Origin of the sequence: Clostridium sp. JS66, from assembly GCF_033561535.1 — a bacterium.
GTDB lineage: Bacteria > Bacillota > Clostridia > Clostridiales > Clostridiaceae > Clostridium_AM > Clostridium_AM carboxidivorans.
Genome location: NZ_CP131467.1, coordinates 5,215,463 through 5,235,539 on the forward strand (window position 1 = coordinate 5,215,463; position 20,077 = coordinate 5,235,539).

General features: G+C 29.5%; 20 protein-coding genes. 2 read left to right on the forward strand and 18 right to left on the reverse strand.

What is annotated here, in order from left to right; genetic code table 11:
* Nucleotides 1-17: 17 nt before the first annotated feature.
* The 17 genes from Q6H37_RS24170 to mraZ all read right to left on the reverse strand — a co-directional run bounded on the left by Q6H37_RS24170 (nt 18) and on the right by mraZ (nt 15,042).
* Entirely contained in the window at nt 18-677 is a 660-nt protein-coding gene (locus tag Q6H37_RS24170; protein WP_318737206.1) for a DivIVA domain-containing protein, read from the reverse strand.
* Nucleotides 678-697: 20 nt separating this feature from the next.
* Complete coding sequence (locus Q6H37_RS24175; RefSeq protein ID WP_318737207.1) at nt 698-1,468, reverse strand: RNA-binding protein; 771 nt, start codon at nt 1,466-1,468, stop codon at nt 698-700.
* 2 nt (nt 1,469-1,470) lie between these two features.
* Nucleotides 1,471-1,740: a YggT family protein gene (locus Q6H37_RS24180; protein ID WP_318737209.1), complete on the reverse strand. Its 270-nt coding sequence runs from the start codon at nt 1,738-1,740 to the stop codon at nt 1,471-1,473.
* A gap of 15 nt (nt 1,741-1,755) precedes the next feature.
* Nucleotides 1,756-2,223: a cell division protein SepF gene (locus Q6H37_RS24185; protein WP_318737211.1), complete on the reverse strand. Its 468-nt coding sequence runs from the start codon at nt 2,221-2,223 to the stop codon at nt 1,756-1,758.
* A gap of 14 nt (nt 2,224-2,237) precedes the next feature.
* Entirely contained in the window at nt 2,238-2,969 is a 732-nt protein-coding gene (locus Q6H37_RS24190; RefSeq protein WP_318737213.1) for a YggS family pyridoxal phosphate-dependent enzyme, read from the reverse strand.
* Nucleotides 2,970-3,085: 116 nt separating this feature from the next.
* Nucleotides 3,086-3,814: a DUF881 domain-containing protein gene (locus Q6H37_RS24195; protein ID WP_318737215.1), complete on the reverse strand. Its 729-nt coding sequence runs from the start codon at nt 3,812-3,814 to the stop codon at nt 3,086-3,088.
* A 10-nt stretch (nt 3,815-3,824) separates the two neighbouring features.
* Nucleotides 3,825-4,166, reverse strand: a complete 342-nt coding sequence (locus tag Q6H37_RS24200; protein ID WP_007063495.1) for a small basic family protein — start codon at nt 4,164-4,166, stop codon at nt 3,825-3,827.
* 42 nt (nt 4,167-4,208) lie between these two features.
* On the reverse strand, nt 4,209-4,919 hold the full coding sequence (locus tag Q6H37_RS24205; protein ID WP_318737217.1) for a DUF881 domain-containing protein: 711 nt from the start codon (nt 4,917-4,919) through the stop codon (nt 4,209-4,211).
* A gap of 14 nt (nt 4,920-4,933) precedes the next feature.
* Nucleotides 4,934-5,704 carry a cell division protein FtsQ/DivIB gene (locus Q6H37_RS24210; protein WP_318737218.1) on the reverse strand — a complete coding sequence of 257 codons (771 nt, stop codon included), beginning with the start codon at nt 5,702-5,704 and terminating at the stop codon, nt 4,934-4,936.
* Between the two features lie 136 nt (nt 5,705-5,840).
* Nucleotides 5,841-6,950 (reverse strand): stage V sporulation protein E, encoded by a 1,110-nt coding sequence (spoVE, locus tag Q6H37_RS24215; protein ID WP_318737220.1) that lies wholly within the window; start codon nt 6,948-6,950, stop codon nt 5,841-5,843.
* Between the two features lie 47 nt (nt 6,951-6,997).
* Complete coding sequence (gene mraY / locus Q6H37_RS24220; RefSeq protein WP_318737222.1) at nt 6,998-7,951, reverse strand: phospho-N-acetylmuramoyl-pentapeptide-transferase; 954 nt, start codon at nt 7,949-7,951, stop codon at nt 6,998-7,000.
* 11 nt (nt 7,952-7,962) lie between these two features.
* The gene (locus Q6H37_RS24225) at nt 7,963-9,351 is read right to left on the reverse strand and encodes a UDP-N-acetylmuramoyl-tripeptide--D-alanyl-D-alanine ligase (RefSeq protein WP_318737223.1); all 1,389 of its coding nucleotides are present in this window, start codon (nt 9,349-9,351) and stop codon (nt 7,963-7,965) included.
* 15 nt (nt 9,352-9,366) lie between these two features.
* On the reverse strand, nt 9,367-10,818 hold the full coding sequence (locus Q6H37_RS24230; protein WP_318737225.1) for a UDP-N-acetylmuramoyl-L-alanyl-D-glutamate--2,6-diaminopimelate ligase: 1,452 nt from the start codon (nt 10,816-10,818) through the stop codon (nt 9,367-9,369).
* A gap of 80 nt (nt 10,819-10,898) precedes the next feature.
* A complete protein-coding gene (locus Q6H37_RS24235) occupies nt 10,899-13,088 on the reverse strand; it encodes a stage V sporulation protein D (RefSeq protein WP_318737227.1) in 2,190 nt (729 codons plus the stop codon).
* Nucleotides 13,089-13,146: 58 nt separating this feature from the next.
* The gene (locus tag Q6H37_RS24240; protein ID WP_318737229.1) at nt 13,147-13,632 is read right to left on the reverse strand and encodes a hypothetical protein; all 486 of its coding nucleotides are present in this window, start codon (nt 13,630-13,632) and stop codon (nt 13,147-13,149) included.
* A 27-nt stretch (nt 13,633-13,659) separates the two neighbouring features.
* Nucleotides 13,660-14,589 carry a 16S rRNA (cytosine(1402)-N(4))-methyltransferase RsmH gene (gene rsmH, locus Q6H37_RS24245; protein WP_318737231.1) on the reverse strand — a complete coding sequence of 310 codons (930 nt, stop codon included), beginning with the start codon at nt 14,587-14,589 and terminating at the stop codon, nt 13,660-13,662.
* A gap of 24 nt (nt 14,590-14,613) precedes the next feature.
* Nucleotides 14,614-15,042: a division/cell wall cluster transcriptional repressor MraZ gene (mraZ, locus tag Q6H37_RS24250; protein ID WP_318737233.1), complete on the reverse strand. Its 429-nt coding sequence runs from the start codon at nt 15,040-15,042 to the stop codon at nt 14,614-14,616.
* A gap of 452 nt (nt 15,043-15,494) precedes the next feature.
* On the opposite strand from mraZ, the gene ychF reads away from it, so the two are divergent.
* Nucleotides 15,495-16,595 (forward strand): redox-regulated ATPase YchF, encoded by a 1,101-nt coding sequence (gene ychF, locus Q6H37_RS24255; protein WP_318737235.1) that lies wholly within the window; start codon nt 15,495-15,497, stop codon nt 16,593-16,595.
* A 414-nt stretch (nt 16,596-17,009) separates the two neighbouring features.
* Here ychF and Q6H37_RS24260 read toward each other — a convergent pair whose 3' ends face one another.
* Nucleotides 17,010-19,319, reverse strand: a complete 2,310-nt coding sequence (locus Q6H37_RS24260) for an AAA family ATPase (RefSeq protein ID WP_318737236.1) — start codon at nt 19,317-19,319, stop codon at nt 17,010-17,012.
* A 343-nt stretch (nt 19,320-19,662) separates the two neighbouring features.
* Between Q6H37_RS24260 and Q6H37_RS24265 the strand changes: the two genes are divergently transcribed.
* Nucleotides 19,663-20,067: a hypothetical protein gene (locus Q6H37_RS24265; protein ID WP_318737237.1), complete on the forward strand. Its 405-nt coding sequence runs from the start codon at nt 19,663-19,665 to the stop codon at nt 20,065-20,067.
* Nucleotides 20,068-20,077: the final 10 nt, after the last annotated feature.

A 20,077-nucleotide genomic window follows, 5' to 3' on the forward strand; every position in this document is an offset into this window, starting at 1 on the left:
CTTACTGAGTGGATTTCTTATTTTACAAAGAAATTTTTAATTTCTTCTAGTTCATTTTCGTTATTATAAAACTCTGGATCTGATTTTGAATCTTCATATTTTGGAACTATATGACTGTTTGAATTTTTTTCTGGTATAATCTCTATTTCTTTTTCCCTAATTTCTTCATTTTTTATAGGTTCATTTACATTTTCACTACTTTCGTAGCCTACATTATAATTTTTAACAAATTCCTTTTCCATATCATCAAACATTTCTAATTGAGATTCCATAAAGCTTCTAAACTTAGTTCTAAATTTACAAAATTCCTGCTTCATTCTTTCAAACTCATCAGTAATTTGAATTACATCACTATGGGCCTTATCAATTATCTTCTGAGCTGCATCATTAGCATTTTTTAATATTAATTCACTTTCTTTTTTAGCATTTTCTCTAGCTTGTTCAGATGCATTCTGCGCTAAAAGTAAAGTATTTTGTATTGTGTTTTCCATTTTATTATAATGTTCTATTTTTTCTTGTATGCCTGAGAGTTTTTCTTTGTAATTTGAATTTTCTTTGTAAAGAACTTCATATTCTTCAGCTATTTTGTCTAAAAAATCATCTACTTCTTCTACACTATACCCTCTTAAAACCTTTCTAAATTCTTTTTCTGTTATATCCATTGAAGTTATCTTCATTGTGAACTGCTCACCTCAAATCAAATAAATTTTTTTACAAGGATTTTTACTTTTCCACTATTCGTCCATCCAACTTCTTCTACAATTTTAAATTTTCCATACCCTCTTACAGTTATTATTGTATCACAGTTCAAAATTTTATTCTTCCTAAAATCCTCTGAATAGTCTACTAAAACTTTTCCTTGCCTTACCAATTCTTCAGCTTTACTTCTTGATATGTTACACAGAGTACTTATTACACAATCAATTCTAAGAGAAGAAACATTCACAATAATTTTTTGAAAGTCATATTTGGGAATTTCTGAACTATATATGTCTAAAACATCAATTGTGCAGTGAGTTTTGCCTATACTGATTAAATTCATTTTTATATAATCAACTATTTCCTCCTGCACAGCAACATAACATCCATCATTGCTAAGTATTAAGTCTCCAAATTTTTCCCTCTTAATACCTAATGCCATTAGAGACCCTAAATAATCCTTATGTCTAAGATTATTAAATTTTGACTTTCCGTTAACTCTAATAAGGGTGACAGGATAACAATATACATGATCATTGGAAAAAGCTATAACTTTCCTTTCTGCATCTTCAAAAATACCATAAGAGCAAACATTTATACCAATTTCCTCACTTAAACTTTCTATGGTTTTCCAAGTCTTAGGAGTATAAAATTCTCCTGTACATATTACTTTATTAATTTTTTTGGCTAAAATAATCTTATCATAGATATTGGAAGCTATATTATTTTCTAAAAAACTTACCTTATTTAAAAAATCTTTTTTATTCACAACTATATCAATATACTAAACACAATTTTTCTTATCACATCTAGTATTACTAGTGCAAGTATAGGTGAAAAATCTATCATAAAACCAGGCATAAGCTTTTCTTGAATTTTCCTTCCTGGAATCATAAATGGATCTGTAAATATATGAAGTAAGTCTAAGAAACCATTACTTCTTCCAGGCATAACCCATGAAAGGATTACATCCAATAATATAGCACCTTCAAGAAACCTAAATAATAAATCTAGCGCCACTACTAAAGTACCACTTATCATTTTATCCTCCGAACACTACTTATTCCAGCCAAAAATCCCTTTACTTGATAGCTCACTCTTAAAATCATTGCTAACCTCTACTGTTGCTGGTGACAGTAAATAAACTCCTCTTTCTACTTCTTCTAAATCTCCTCCTAGAGCATAACTTGCTCCACCCATAAAATCTAAAAGTCTTTGAGCTATTCTTTGTTCCAATCCTGTAGTATTTATAACTATAATTTTTCTATTCTTTAATTCATCACAAATATCTGCTGCTTCTTCATAACTAGTAGGTTTTACTATTTTCACCTTAGCAGCAATAGTAGTATGTATACTTACCACCTTATTTTGTCTTTTTGAATTTGATATAATTGGCTCTACTGAAGCTGTTGTATCATTTACTGCTCTTTCCTGTCTTCTCTCTTCTGTTTCTTCTATTTCTTCTTCTAAATCATCCTCTAGGCCTAAAAAACCCATAACCTTACTTATAACTTTACCTGACATTTAATTTACCCTCCTCAATTATTATAATTTCTCTTTCCAAATATGCCTTGACCCACTCTTATCATGTTTGACCCTTCTTGTAAGGCCATTGAGTAGTCACCACTCATACCCATAGATAAAATGTCCATTTGTATATTTTTAAAGCTTTTCTTCTTTAGGTCTTCAAAAATGTCCTTCATTTTCCTAAAATAGCATCTACAACTTTCTTCTGTAGCCTGTGGTATAATAGCCATAAGTCCTTTAACCTTTACATTATTACAGTTTTCACACTGTTGTAACAGTTCATCTAATTTCTCTAACAAAATACCTGTTTTGCTTTCTTCTCTGCCTATATTTATTTGAATCAGAGTATTAGCTATTTCATTATTTGCAGAATAATGCTTATCTATTTCTTGTAAAAGTCTTATACTATCTAAAGATTGAATAAGGTGAACTTTTCCTACTATATATTTCACTTTATTCCTTTGAAGATGACCTATTAAATGCCATTTTATATCTTTAGGAAGTTTATCATATTTATCTATAAGTTCTTGAACTTTATTCTCTCCAAAGTCCCTAATTCCTATATCGTATGCTTTCCTTATTTCTTCAACAGGTTTAGTCTTTGAAACTGCTATTAAAGTAACATCTTTTTCTATAGTATTTCTTATCATCCTTACATTTTCTTCAATTGACAATTCCATCGTCTCCTTTTGCTGTCCAATTGAACTTGTAATTTTATGCAATTTTAATGGTATAAAATACATCCTTCATAAGTATATTCTTCATAAAATTTAAAAATCCTTCAATAAATCAATAAAATTTAAATAAAAATTTAATTAATTATAATATATTATTAAAATCCAAATTTCATTGAATAATATTATTCATTTTTATTACTTATTAGTGCATTCTTTTGTTCTCCAATATAGGCTGGAACATTTAAATTATCACATTGCTGTACATCTACTCTTACTTTTCTTGTTATTAAGCTTTTTAAATAGTTTTCATTTGACAGCATATAATTATACATAACTTCTTTGTTACCTATAGCATAAATTGTAAAAGGAGCCATCATTTTAACACCATTAATTCTTAAAAAAGCACCACTACAGTATATTTCAGTTTTATCAACTACTCTTTGACCATTTATACTTATAGCTTCTGCTCCTGAATTTTTAATGTCATTTATTACTTGCATAATATCCATATCATGAACTAATCTTAACGCCTTTTCATATGCAAAAGAATTTTCTATATCTTCATCCTTTGCATCATTTAAGCTTATTTTTATTCCTTGTCCTTCTAGAGCAACTTTTCCTAAAATAATATTATTTTCATTTAATTCTTCAATTATTCCCTTAGTAACTTGCTCTTCATTTTTTTCATTACTTTTATACTCCACAAGCTTAGAATTGTATTTTTGATATTGTTGTATGAGCGCTGCTATATCACTATAAAGCTTATTTTTATAATTGTAAGAATCTTGATATTGCTTTGCACTTAAAAAAACCCTATCTGTAGTTCTTGTAAAGCTAATATTCATAGATATTAATATACCTATAATTATTGAGGCTATAAAAACAAAAGTGCTAGCTTCATTGTTTTTCATTTATCTCACCTCATTGATGATTTCTTGCCTTCTCTATTAATAATCTTCTTATAGTAGCAAAGTTATCAAAAATTCTTCCTCCAAACACTATTACTGCTGCAAGATATATAGGTACTCCCATCTTATCCCCTAAGTATGCAAGTCCAGCTGCCAATACTGCATTTCCAAAAAATCCTGAAATAAATATATCTGGTTGAAATTTTTTTGACAAGCTTCCTTTTATTGCACCAAATACGGAATCTAAACAAGCTAGTATTGCTACAGACATATATGGAGAAAATTGTTCTGGAATATTTACTTTCCATACAATACCAACAATTATTCCAATTATAAGTCCAATAAAACCAATCACTTTATACCACCCTCCAAAACTATTATATATTTAACTTATTTACTATTGTACTGGTTTTGCATATTCAAATTTATAAGTTTTATTATTCTTCTTAATTGTAATGTCATCTGACTTTTCAAATTTCACATCACACAAACCTTTGAAATCAGCAAAAACTTCCGGAAAACTCATATCTCCATATAATAAATTTTTATCTCCTATTGCTTGTATAACAATTCTGCTGGATGGAGATATTTTTTCATCATTTATCAAAATATAGCTTCCTGCAGTTCTTATTCCTGTTCTTGAAAGTATTCTTATATCATTTATGGATATAGCTTCTGCACCTGCAAACTTTAACTCATTTACTAAATACACCAAATGTTTATCCGTTATATGATCTCCTATATTATTTCCCAAAAATCTGGCATCAGGTGTGAGATAAACAGTTATGCCAGGTCCATGTACATCTGTAGTTCCAGTAAGTACTCTAGTATCTTCTAGCTCTTTTAAAAGATTTTTTGTTGCATCACTTTTTCCTGCTGCTGCATTTTCATAATTTTTAATTTGGTTTTGAAGATCATTAACTTTACTTTCAAGTTCTTGTTTTTGTTTTTTATATTGCTCAATTTCAACAGTAACATCTGTACCATTTTTGTTAGTCAGGTTCAATGTTTTATCTTGCCTTACAATAGTCTTAAGCTGGTATGCAAGCATAAACCCTAAAATACCTAGTACTACAGCAACACTTATTTGAGCGTTAACCTTACGCATTTTTTAACATCCTCCTACTTTTGAATAAAAAATACAGGATTACCATCAAAGCTTACATCTATGTATCCCTTAGCACCTTTTAATCCTTTGCTGTTAATTATATTCAAAGCTTCATTAACCTTTTTATCAAGGTTGTCGCTTCTACCAAGTTTAACACACATATCACCAAAATATATTTTTATATCTATAGTACTATTTAGATCTATATAAGTAATTCCAATTGTATTTTTGCTGTTTAAAATAATATCTCCTAAATTAGTAACTATGTCTATTTTTGATTTGTCATCATTTTTTAATACTTTACCAATTTCACTTTTATCATAATCAAAGCCATCCAATTTAACTAAATGCATTCCCTTTATATCATCCTTTTTTTGAAGGACTACTCCATTTTTATCTACTATAAAATACTTATTATCTTTTGCATTATAAAATAAAGCTTCTCTTTCCTTTATATTTATTTGTACTGTAGCTGGCAATTTTCTTTTTATTTGTACTTCTGAAATATAGGGATTGCTTAAAATGTTATTTTCACCATTTCGAACATTTATATAGAATATGTTATTACCCTTAAATAACGTTGATAAATCAACAATTTCTTTAGATGAAATATTTCTATTTCCACTTACCTCAATGTTTTTTATATTAAAATAAGGATGTTTTAAACATAATGTAATACATATTGATAACAGTAAAATAAATAGCATGAATATTTTTTTTATTCTTTTTCGCTTTCTTCTTCTTAAAATCAATTCATTTTCTGTTTTTGGAGAAGTTAAAGCCATAGTATATCAATCCACCTCAACTTTTTAAGATATATATATAATAACACTCTATTAAATTAATTTCATTAAATTTTTCATTAAATTTTATTTAATTACATAAATTATAGCATTGCTAATTGCAATGCTACAATAAATATTAATATTCTTTTTGTCTGGATATATTTAGAAGTATTCCCATGGCCACTAAATTGATGGCTAAAGCTGATCCTCCATAGCTTATAAAAGGAAGTGGTACACCAGTTACAGGCATTGATCCTGTAACAACAGCTATATTGATTATGGCTTGTATTGCTATAACTGACGTAATTCCTGTAGCTAAAAGAGTTCCATAAGTATCTTTTGCCTTTACTGCCGTTACTACTCCTCTCCATATAAGGATAATAAACAATATGATGATAATTGTACAACCTATAAGACCTAATTCTTCACCAATTATAGAAAATATAAAGTCATTATGAGGTTCAGGTATGTAGTAACACTTCTGTCTTGACATTCCAAGACCCACACCCCATATTCCTCCAGAGCCTAAAGCTAAAAGAGATTGTATCAACTGATATCCTGTATTCTTTGGATCAGCCCATGGATTTAAAAAACTACTAAACCTAGCCAATCTATATGGCTCAAATGCTATTCCTGCTGCTCCTGCTAAACCTACTAAGCCTAATAAACCTAACATATGCGATGTCTTAGCACCTGCTACATAAAGTACAATTAATGTAACTATCATTATTACTGCTGCTATACTTAAATTTTTCTCCTTAAAAACCATCCCTGCATAAAAACCAGATATAATAAGATAAGGTATAATACCATACTTTAATGTCTTTATTTTTTCTCCTTTGCTTTCTATACTCTTAGCCATATAAAATACCACTATGTATTTTGCTAATTCAGATGGCTGAAGTGATGGTAATCCTCCAATTTGTATCCATCTTTGTGCTCCATTTACAGGTTTAAAAGCAAAAACTGCTGTCAAAAGTACCACAGTAATTATCATAATTATTTTAGTATATTTTTTAATTCTATGATAATCAAGCCTTATAGTCATAAACATAAATAAAATTCCTACTAAAGCTGCTCCTGCCTGCTTTTTCAAGTAAAAAGTACTATCTTTTATGTGTGGATTAAAATATGCACTATAGGAACTAGCACTATAAACCATGACAACACCAACTGCCACTAAAAGCATTATAGTCGAAAATAATACAAAATCAATAGGCCCCATTTTACTAGTGGGTTTACTCATCCCTATATCCTCCTACATAAATTACTTTTATCAGACTAAACATTTACTTACAAAGACAAAAAAGCAAATAAACATAATACTACTGTAACAATGCAAAACACAGAAACTACTTTAGTTTCATGCCAGCCTGATAGTTCAAAATGATGATGTATTGGACTCATTTTAAATATTCTTTTTCCTGTAAGTTTAAAAGATGCTACTTGAATAACTACGGATAATGTTTCCATTACATATATTCCACCTACTATTATAACCAATAATGGTAATTTTAATATCAAAGCTACTGTTGCTACAGCTCCACCTAAAGCTAATGAACCAGTATCTCCCATAAAAACTCCTGCCGGAAAGGCATTATATCTCAAAAATCCTAAAAGCGCACCAGCAACTACAGCACAAAATATTGCTAATGTATAGTGTCCCATAGCAAAGCTTACTAAGGCAAAGAAAGTCATAACTAATAATGTAACGGATGTTGCCAATCCGTCAAGTCCATCTGTTAAGTTTACTGCATTAGTTACACATGCAAAATAGAATACTATAAATGGAATATAAAACCATCCAAAATTCACAGTTCTATGTGCAAAAGGTATTATTATAGAAGTTCCTATATCCGGATTTTTAGCTGCATAATATGCAAACCATCCTGATACACCTAAAAGTAATAGCATTTTTTGATAAGCCCTAAGTCCTAAATTTTTCTTTCTTAAAATCTTTAATCCATCATCCAACGCACCTATTATTCCAAAGGCTACAAAAGCATATAAAGCAATCATAGCTTCATCGCCTGGTTTTTTTATTACAAGAGCCATAGTTATAAAGGACGATAGTATAAATATTATTCCTCCCATAGTAGGTGTTCCCGATTTTTTTTGATGACTCTTTGGTCCCTCTTCTCTTATACTCTGTCCAAATTTAAGTTTATGCAGTAATGGAATTATAATAGGACCTTCTAAAATTGATATAAAAAATGCAACTAATACTGAATAAATTAATCTATCCACCTTATAACCCCCTATAAGTTATTTTTCTTAAGTTCTTCTACTATTTTTTCAAATTTCATGGATCTAGAAGCTTTAACTAAAACTGTATCCCCTTCTTTTAAATATTCATCCACTAAATATTTTACTCCTTCATTATAATCCTCAAAAGCTTTATATTCAGCTTTGGCACTTGATTTAAAACCTTTTTCAAAAGCTTCATTATATTCTCCAAATGTTAAAAGTAAATCCACTCCATTTTTTGCTGAATATTCACCAATTTCTTTATGAGATTTATAAGATTGTTCTCCCAATTCTCCCATAGTTCCGAATACAGCTATTCTTCTACTAGACTCTACATTTTTTAAAACATCTATAGCTGCCTTCATTGAGTCAGGATTGGCATTATAACAATCGTTTAATATATTAAACTTCTTTCCTTTAATAAGATCCATTCTCATAGCAGTAGTTTGAAGATTTTTTAATCCTTCTTTTATGTCTTTATTCTCCATGCCTAATATTCTTCCACAAGCTATAGCTAGTAGTGAATTAGATATTGTATGTTTTCCTGGTATTTCTACATGAAATGTTTCCTCAAATTTTTTTCCATTTTCCTCTACACTAAACTCTACAAAATTTTCCTTAAGTTCTATATCACAAGCGTTAAGATTGTTTTCATTTTCCATTCCTGTAGTGTATATAGAAAATTTATTATTTTTTACTCCTGAAAGAAGGTCATTGTCTCCATTTACAATTAAAATATTATTCTTATTAAAAAAATCCGTAATCTCCAGCTTTGCCTTCAATATATTTTCTCTTGAGCCAAGGTTACCTATATGACTTACACCTACATTAGTAATTAAAGCTATATCAGGTTTCGCAGCTTCCGCCATTCTATGAATTTCATTCAAATTATTCATTCCCATTTCAAGTACTGCTATATCATAGCTATTATCAAGTTTAAATATCATTAATGGAAGCCCTATCTCATTATTAAAATTTCCTTGTGTTTTAAAAACTTTATATTTAGAACTTAATGCTGCTGCTAACAAATCCTTTGTAGATGTTTTTCCATTAGATCCTGTTATACCTATTACCTTTAAATTAAGCTTATTCCTATAAGCTTTAGCCAATTGCAGCAATGCTTTTTTAGTATTTTCAACTTTAATTATTGTAGTTCCTTTTTCTATTTCATCTTCTCTATACTTAATTTCATCTATAATGCATATAGATGCTCCATTATCACTAGCAACTTTTATATATTCATTTCCATTAAAATTTTCTCCTTTCAAGGCTATGAATATATCATCTTTATCTATTTTTCTCGTATCCGTACTTATTTGATTAAACTTTTCATAGTTTCCCTGCAATACAACTTTTCCTTGCACCGCATTAACTATCTCATCAAAGGTCATATGTTCCAATTGTAAACACTCCTTCTACTTATTCAATTCCTTTATAATTTCTGCAATTACTTCTCTTTCGTCAAAATGAATAGTTTTATCCTTTAATATTTGATAATCTTCATGTCCTTTTCCAGCCACTACTATAACATCATCCTTTTCTGCCATTTTCATAGCCTTTTTTATAGCTTCTCTTCTATTTTCTACCACAATATAATTATCTTTTTCTACACCTGCTACAACTTCTTTTATTATGGACATAGGATCCTCAGTTCTAGGATTATCTGAAGTAATAACCGCTTTATCACTTAGCTCTGTACCTATCTTTCCCATAATAGGTCTCTTAGTATTATCTCTATCTCCACCACAACCAAAGACACTTATAAGTTTACCTTTAGTAAACTCTCTTGCAGTTTTCAGTATATTTTCTAATCCATCTGGAGTATGTGCATAATCTACTATAACTTCATAACCTAAGTCATAATTTTTAGTTACTATTTCACATCTTCCAGGTACACATAGCATAGCTTCTAACCCTTCCTTTACGCGCACAAGACTCATTCCTTCGCCTAAACATGCCGCCGCACTTCCAAGAGCATTCATAACATTATATTTTCCTGGTATATTTAAATTTATATGCTGAGTTTCATTCTTGTATGTTATATCAAACTCTACTCCTCTAGAATGCATATGTAAATTACTTCCCTTAACATCAGCATCTTTATCTATAGCATAAGAAGTCTTTTTTCCTTCTGAATCCTCATATACTCTTTCACCATATTCATCATCTATATTTACTACTGAACTTAATGTATTTTTAAATAATATAAGTTTTGCATTATAATAATTTTCAAAGGTCTTATGGAAATCTAAATGATCTCTTGTTAAATTAGTAAATATTGCTTGACAAAATTTCACACCATATACTCTGTCTAGATATAATGAATGTGATGATACTTCCATAATGCAATAGTTTACTCCTTCTTTCACCATTTCTGCAAATAGTTTTTGAAGTTCTAGAGACTCTGGAGTAGTTCTATGAGCTGGTATTTTTTTATCTCCAACATAATTTGCTATAGTTCCCAAAAGCCCAACCTTATATCCTTGAGCTTCTAAAATAGATTTCATCATAAATGTTGAAGTAGTTTTTCCATTTGTGCCTGTTATACCTATTACCTTCAATTTGTCCGAAGGATGATCATAATAATTTGCCGCTGCTAAAGCTAAAACTTTTCTAGTATCTTCAGTTTTTATAACTGTACATTCAGTTAAGTTTCCTATATCTTTACTACAAATAACAGCTACTGCTCCATTACTTACTGCACTACTTACATATTTATGTCCATCTGTGCTATACCCCTCAATACACACAAATAAATCTCCACTTTTTACATTTCTTGAATCATACTGAATTTCCCTTATTTCCAGATCATCATTACCCTTTAATAATTCATATTTTATTTCTTTTAATATTTTTTTCAAGTTCATAGAAACACCCCTTTTTAATTCTCTTACATAGCATTGGCATGCAACACATATGATTTTCTATGTATTGCATGCCTAATATTTTAATCTCCTAGTATGTCAGTGTCAAGTTTTACCACCGTTCCTTTTTGCACTTCGTCTCCTGGCTTAACACTTTGATCAGATACTACTCCTTCTCCTTCAAATTCTGCTTTCAAGCCTAAACTATTAAATACAGCTTCAGCTTTTTCCTGACTTAACCCTTCAACATCAGGAACAGCTACTACTTTATTATAATTTGCTGTGTTTCCTGTGTAAAGTACAATTTTAGTACCTTCTTTCACTGTGTATCCAGGTTTAGGATTCATATCTACTATATAGTCTCCATTTGAGTCTAATTCATCAGTTAAATTATTCTCCTTCAAAACTTTTTCCGCATCAGATTTTTTCATTCCTCTTACATCTGGAACTATAACGTCTTTTAGCATACTCTTTTTTACATCTTCACTGCTAGCATCACTTTTAATATCCAAATAATTAAATATATCATTAAAAACTTGTTTTGCCACAGGCGCAGATATTTGTCCTGCGTAATAATTAGAAGGATCAGGTTCATCTATAGATACAAATACTGTTATTTTAGGATCACTAGCTGGTGCCATGCCCGCAAAGGATGCTATGTATTTGCCTTGCTGATATCCACCAACTCCAGCTTTTTGCGCAGTTCCAGTTTTACCTGCTATATGGTATCCATCTATAAAAGCCTTTTTACCTCCACCTTCTGCAACTACCTTTTCAAGATATCCCCTAAGCTGTGCTACCTTATTCGAATCCACAATTTTCTTACTGTTAGTTCCTGATATATCAAACTTTTTATCCGTAACTTCACTGCTTGCATTATTATCATAATGAGATATTTCCTTCATTACATGAGGTGTTATCAATGTTCCTCCATTTGCTACAGCATTAAATGCTGTAAGATATTGAATTGGAGATGCTGTATTTGCCTGTCCAAATGATATTGTTGCTAAATCGATATCACTTATAGCACTTGTCTTTTTAACAATTCCTTTAGCCTCTCCTGGCAGATCTATACCTGTTTTTTGTCCAAAGCCAAACTTTTGTATATACTTATTTAAATTTTCTTTTCCTATCATCTTTCCCAACTGAGCAAAACCTACATTACAAGAATTTTTTAATATATCAACAAAAGCTTGTTCTCCATGTCCAGAAGTCTTCCAACAGTGTATGACTTTTTTTCCTATGGTAATACTTCCTGAACATGAAAATTTATCACTTTCCTTAACTGCATTTTCTTCTAATGCAGCCGTTGCCGTTATAACCTTAAATATAGATCCTGGCTCAAAGGCATCGCTGACTGCTCTATTTCTCCATAACTTTTGAAGTTCATCATAAGATTTATCTTTAATCCATGGTTCATTAGGATTATAATCCGGTTTATTTACCATAGCAAGAATTTCACCATTTTTTGGATCCATAACTATTACAGTAACTGCTTTTGCTTTATTATCATTTAAAGCTTGGTCAGCAGCTTTTTCACAAAAATGCTGTATTGTTTCATCTATGGTTAAAACCACATCTTCTCCATCTATAGGTTTAGTGTACTCTGAAATAGTATTGGTAAATTGTTTACTCTTTTTATCTGTTTCTGCTATTCTCATACCTGGTGTTCCGGAAAGTTCTTTGTTATAATAAAGCTCTACTCCAGTAAGTCCAGTTCCATCAGAATTTGTATGTCCCATAACATGAGCAAGAAAGTTATTATTAGGATAATACCTTTTAGTATCTGCAGACACTAAAACACCTCTTAAATTTAAACTTCTAACATTATCAGCCTCTGCTTTTTCAACTCTTCTCTTCAATGTAGCTGACCCAAGTGGAAGTCCTCCTGGTAGTGTTTTATTAAGTATTTTACTAACTTCACTTTTATCTATAGTTAAAGCTGAAGCTAATTTGTCTGCTACATAATCCTTTGATAAGTTTTTTTCTTTCATTGTATCTCTTAGGGTATTCATATCTAAATCTATTCTATATACATTAGCACTTACCGCTAACTCATGTCCACTTCTATCTAGAATTCTACCCCTTTTAGCATCAATTTTCACTTCACTTGTCCACTGATCAATAGCAAGTGCTTTTAATTTAGACGATTCATAAGCCATAACATAAATCAATCTGCTAAATAGTAATAAAAATGTTGTAAAAAGAAAACTGAAAATTATTATCATTCTTCTTCTGATGATAACTTTATCTCTGTATTCCTTTTTATTCAATAAGCTTACCCCCGTAAAAATTGCTCTCTTGAAAATTCAACAATAATATTCTGTCTAATTAAAATAGCATTTTACTTAATTTACTCCATATGCTTTTATATGCTTGAGTATCTGACTTTTTATCTGAAGCTTTTATAACTTCCTTATCTAAATCTGCCTGTGCTGCCGTACCCTTATCTGGAAGTATCATATGTAATTTACTAACTGCGGCATCTTCTATATATTGAATGTTATTATACTTAACTAACTCCACTTTTAAATTTTCATTATCCCTATTTACTTCGTTTATATTATTACTTATAGAATTTAACTGCTGCTGCATATTATAAATTACACAATATCTACCTACGAGTATTACTCCTACAGTAAAGGCTAAAGTAATATTTCTTATTATTTTAATTTTACCTTTTAGCCTTTTTTGTCTTAACTTCTTTTCCTTTGCTCTTCTTCTTAATTTTTCTTGCTCTTCTTCTACGTAAGGTACATATTCAGGTTGGAGAACAGTATTTCCTGATATAACATTATCTTTATTTACCACTATCACTTTATTCACCTCACATTTTTTTTAGAACTATATTCTCTCAGCCACTCTCAATTTAGCACTCTTACTTCTTGAATTATTTTCTGCTTCTTCTATTGAAGGTTCTATAGGTTTTTTACTTATAAGTTTTACAAGAGGTTTTTTTCCACATACACACATCGGAAAATCTGGAGGACATGTACAAGGATTTTCTAATTTTTTAAACTTAACTTTTATTTTTCTATCCTCTAATGAATGAAACGTTATAATAGCTATCCTTCCTCCTTTATTTAAATGATTTACACTATCCTCTACAGCCTTATCCAATATTTGTAGTTCTCTATTTACTTCTATTCTAATTGCCTGAAAAGTTCTTTTAGCAGGATGACCATCCTTTTGAAATCTTGCAGGTATTGCTTGACGTATTATATCTACAAGCTCCAATGTAGTTTTTATTGTTTCCTTTTCCCTTCTCTGCACTATAAATTTCGCTATTCTTTTAGCAAAATTGTCCTCACCATATTCCTTTATTATTTTAAAGATCTGCTCTTCACTATAAAAATTTACTATATCATATGCAGAAGTACTGCTATCTCTATTCATCCTCATATCTAAAGGTGCATCTTTCATATAACTGAATCCTCTTTCAGCTTCATCTAATTGATAAGATGAAACTCCAAGGTCCATCATAATTCCATCTACTTTTTCTATATTTAATTCTTGTAAAATTTCATCTATATTATAAAAGTTGTTATGAACATAAGTTACATTATTAAATTGTTTCAATCTCTCACCTGCCGCTTTCAATGCAGCAGTATCTTGATCTATGCCTATGAGTCTTCCTTTAGGTGAAAGTCTTTTAAGTATTTCATAAGAATGTCCTCCTCCTCCTAAAGTACAGTCTACATATATTCCATCCTCTTTTACGTTTAATGCATCTATAGTTTCCTCTAACAATACTGATACATGTTTAAATTCCATCTATGAATCTACCTCCAACTTATGTTATATTCCAAGTTCACTCATTTGTTCTGCAATCTTATCGAAATCTATATTTGAACTATTGTATTGTATCCATTTTTCCTTGCTCCATATTTCTAATCTATTGGATACTCCAATACTTACTATTTCCTTTTTTATCTCTCCGTATTCTAAAAGGCTTTGTGGAATTAAAGTCCTTCCTTGCTTATCCAATTCCATTTCATTAGCACCAGAAAAAAAGAATCTAACGAAAGCTCGTGCATTTTTACTTGTTAATGGAAGCTTTCTTAATTTATCTTCTAGTACACTCCATTCATCTAGTGGATAAGCATATAAACAACCATCTAGTCCCTTGGTAAGTATAAACTTACTTCCAAGCTCTTCTCTGAACTTAGAGGGTATGATTATTCTATTTTTATTATCTAATGCATGTTCATACTCCCCTATAAACATTTTCTACACCCCTATTTGGTTATTTACTCCACTTTACCCCACTTTTAACCACTAATTTTACATATTCTATATTAACATAAAAATTCCTTCTTTGTCTAAAATAATTTTAATTATTTTTTTAAGGGAATTAAAATTTTTTTTCACTCTTATTCGATAACATCTCCTTTAATGTTCCAACAAATAGTACTGAAATCAACTACAATAAAAATCATATTACTACTTAATTCTCTATAATCTTAAATAAGATATTCAACTTTGGCACATCGAAGGTAAGTTTTTTAATTAAAGATTTTTCGTAGTATAACGGAGAAAAATCATCCTTCACTGTTCTCTGTCAATTGTCCTTTGTCCTCTGTCCTTTATCAGGTTGAAATACCTTCATTTGTAGAGTATAATTTAATAGAAAAAATTTAAGTTTTTTTACAATATATAATTGAAAGGAATGTACATAAATGAAACTTGGAATCGTAGGATTACCTAATGTAGGTAAAAGTACTTTATTTAATGCTATAACAAAAGCTGGAGCTGAATCTGCTAACTATCCTTTCTGCACTATAGAGCCTAATGTAGGTGTAGTTAGTGTTCCTGATAAAAGATTGGATGTTCTTGAAAAAATGTATAATTCTAAAAAGAAGGTATACACTGCAATAGAATTTTATGATATTGCAGGATTGGTTAAGGGAGCAAGTAAGGGAGAAGGTCTTGGAAATAAATTCTTATCTCATATAAGAGAAGTAGAATCTATAGTTCATGTAGTAAGATGTTTTGATGATCCTAATGTAGTTCATGTAGATGGTTCTATAGATCCTATTCGTGATATTGAAACTATAAATCTAGAACTTGTATTTTCAGATATAGAAGTAATGGACAGAAGAATTGAAAAAATTGTTAAGCTTGCTAAAAGTGGAAGTAGCAAAGAAGCTAAAGCTGAATATGAATTAATGCTTAAAGTAAAAAAACATCTTGAAGATGGTAATCCAGTTAGAACTTTAGAGTTAACTGAAGATGAAAGCGAAATCGTTAAAGGATATTTTTTACTTACAACAAAACCAGTATTATATGTAGGAAATATTTCTGAAGATGATTTAATTTCTGGTAACCTAGAAAATGATTATGTTAAGAAAGTTAAAGAATATGCTTCTAAAGAAAACTCTGAAGTAATAGTTATTTCAGCTAAAATAGAAGAAGAACTTTCTACTCTTGAAGATGATGAAAAGAAAGAAATGCTTGAAGAATATGGACTTGATGAAGCTGGATTGGATAAGCTAATACATGCAAGTTACAAGCTTCTAGGCCTTATGAGTTTCTTAACTGCTGGTGTTCAAGAAGTTAGAGCATGGACAGTAAAAAATGGAACCAAAGCACCTAAAGCTGCTGGTAAAATCCATACAGATATTGAAAGAGGCTTTATAAGAGCTGAAATAGTATCTTATAACAAACTTGTAGAATGTGGATCTGAAGCTGCTGCAAAAGAAAAAGGTTATTTTAGACTTGAAGGAAAAGATTACATCATGCAGGATGGAGACATTGTTAACTTTAGATTCAATGTTTAAGCTTATATAATATAAGCTTAATGCTACGTAAGAGTGCAGTGGAAGTTTGAATTTTAACTTCAATTATATGCATCTAATTGCATTGTTATAGATAATTATAAGCAATTTTTCATATTAGAATTACAATAGTTACTACACAACTTTTTAGGTGGAGGGAGCTTTGAATATATGGTGTATAAAAGCTTTTGAGAGAATTTAGGAGCTCTTATGTCTAAAATTTAAAAAATCACGTAATTTGAATCAGGACGATTCAAGCCGCGAAAGTCTCAGGACGGGACATTTGAGCGGGTAGGGATTTTTTAAATTTTAGGCATTAGAGCTCCTTAATGAACGGTTGGCTTTTATACACCATATATTCAATGCGTACTCAACCTAAAAAATTGTGTTGCAATGTACTTATAATGTAAAAATTTTTTATCTACTTTTTTTGTGCCTTCTCGTGTACTTTTTCAATTCTTTACTTAATTCACCCATAATTTCATTGTAGCCGAAATTTTCTCTTCCCATTAATACTTCTACGGCATCTTTCACACAGCTCATAGAATATATGTGGAAATTTCCATTTTTAATTTCTTCTTCTACTTCTTTATTCAATACAATATTGTTTAAATTAGATTCTGGAACTAAAACTCCCTTATCTTTTATGGTATCCTTTAATTTACATACTTTAAAGAATCCTTCTATTTTTTCATTTATCCCACCTATAGGCTGTACTTTTCCAAATTGATTTATAGATCCTGTAACTGCTATATTTTGTTTTATTCCTATTTTACTTAAAGATGATATCATGGATACTACTTCCGCTACAGATGCACTATCTCCATCTACTGTGCCATATATCTGTTCAAAACTTAAATGGAAATCTACAGGTATCTTTTCATAACCACCTATAAGATTGCTTATATATCCTTTTAATGTATTTATAGCTTTATTGTGTATGTCTCCACTTAAATTACTTTCTTTTTGTACATCTATTATATTTCCTTCCCCTTTATAACAACAACAAGTTATTCTTATAGGTTTTCCAAAGCTGCAATATCCTGTATCTATGACAGATAAACCATTTACTTGGCCTACTTGCTTTCCTATTACATTTATAAATATCTTGTTATCCTTATAGCTTTCATTTATTTCTCTTTCTACTGTTTCTTCAGTATATACTGTATCTATTATGTCCTTTTCTTCTATTTTATTTCTATTATCCTCTTCCACTTTATTATTAGAAATTGTAAGTACTCTATTTAATTCATAATCATCTATATAAAGTTTATTTTTATTTTCAGCTTTTCTAGATAAAAATTTAGCTAACTCTGTTATACCTTCCTGAGACAGCTGATAAAAATTATTGAATCTACACATATTATATATTTTTATTAAGAAAGATTTTTTTGTTTCCTCACTAATATCTAGTAAAGATTTATATTCGGCTCTCACTTTAAAAACTTTTTTAAAATCTTCGTCGTAATTGTATAAAAGATTATAAAGATTATAGTCACCTATAATTATTATCTTTTCGCAAAACTTAACAGGTTCTGGCTTTATACCAGTTAAATTTAAGAATTCCAAATATCCCCTATTATAATCTAAGTCTACTTTACCACTCATAATGGATTTTTTTAAATGATAATATGCTGAAGGATTATTCAAAAGACTATTTGCTCTAATTATAATACATCCACCATTTGCCTTTAAAAGTGATCCAGGTTTCATCAAATTTATATCTGTAATATATGATCCATTTTTGCTTTCATATTCTATAATTCCAAGCAAATTATTTACACTAGGATCTTCTTCAAATATTACAGGGGGTTCATTGTTTTCACTATTATCCACTAACACATTTACCATGTATTTATATATTGCGTTATTTATTTCATCTTCATCATCTTCATAATTCATAGAATATATTTCTTTAATATTTTCTTCTATTTGAACACAAATATTATTTAAAAACTCCATAATATCATTGTTATCTCTAAACTTTTCAAAATATTCTTCTTTAACATCTTTTGTTTTCACAATATAATAATCATCCATAAATTCTTTTATTTTTTCAATTCCAGATTGTTCTATACTTTTTAATTCTTCCAAAACCTTTTGGGCATTCTTCTTTAAGCTGCTGGCCTTATCTAATATTTTTTCTTTCTTTTCATTCTCTAACTTTTCATACTCACCTTCATCCATAACTTCTTCTTTATCCTTCATAGGAATGAAAGTAAACCCATTTTGAGTTGCTCTAATGGTAAAGCCCTGTTCTTCGGAATCTTTTAATAATTTATTTATTAAATCAGACCTTTTTTTACGAATACTTTCAGTTATTTCTTCCTTTTCCTCATTAGATGAATCAGTATAAAATTCATAAGTTGTTTCCGAATATATTTTTTGTATTTTTTCTAACATTTCTTTTAAAATTTTTCCTTTGCCAGCTGTTAGAAATAATACCTTAGGACATTTTTCATCATCTTCTATAACATAGCATATATCAACTAGTTTTTCCTTGAACCTTAGATTTTCCTTCACAAACTTTATGATTTCTTTTAATTTATCTTTTGAAAAATCGTCTATTAAATAAACATTATACCCTTCTTTATCTATTTCTAAAGCCATTTTTAATTTTTTATACATTTCATTATCATCAGGTACATGGTAGCTATCTTCTCTTAATTTGGTATTTTCAAACTCAAATTTATATATAATTTCTTCAGCTGCCAATTCTCTCTGCATATCCCATCCTCCTTTTATCGCTTACTATAATAATATTCTTAAAATTATTATTTAGGCACAAAAAATAAAAAAACTACTAATCAGCTTTTTAGTATTTAATTTAAAATTTGAATTTTCTTATCTCATTGCATATAATAGTACTATAATTTAAAACTTTTTTGACAAAGTGCAAGTTTATTTAGTATACTTATAGCGTATATGTACATTCAATGATAAGTGTGCATTATATTCTTAAAAAACATAATACTATGTTATAAATACACTACCTAATTGAAGATCTAGGGATTGAAACCGCTGAAAAACTCAGCATTCCATAAAATTTAAACGTAAAGGAGTTATTACCATGAGTTTTAAAGAAAAAATTGCTCAATATTACACAAAGTCTTATTTGAAAAAATATGGCGACAGACTTACTCAAGTGCAAGGAACAGTAGTATCTGTTAAAATTACTGAAAAAACTATATTGTGGATATTCCATAAATTAAATGTAACCCTTTTGGTAAGACCTGAGAGAAGTAAAAATGTTGTAAAATGCTCTTATGTGAGAAATAAGTGGTTTAAGAAGCCAGATTTTATAACTATATCTCAAGGAAATTTAGTTTTAGTTCAAGGTTTAAAAGGTAAAAGAGGTAAAGAAAATAGAGAACAAATTGAACTTATTAATATAAGAAATATTACAACAAAAAAAGACTTAGTACCTATGGATGGAAAACCTCAAAGAACACAAAGAGTTCAAAGAATCAAATAAAGGATAGAAT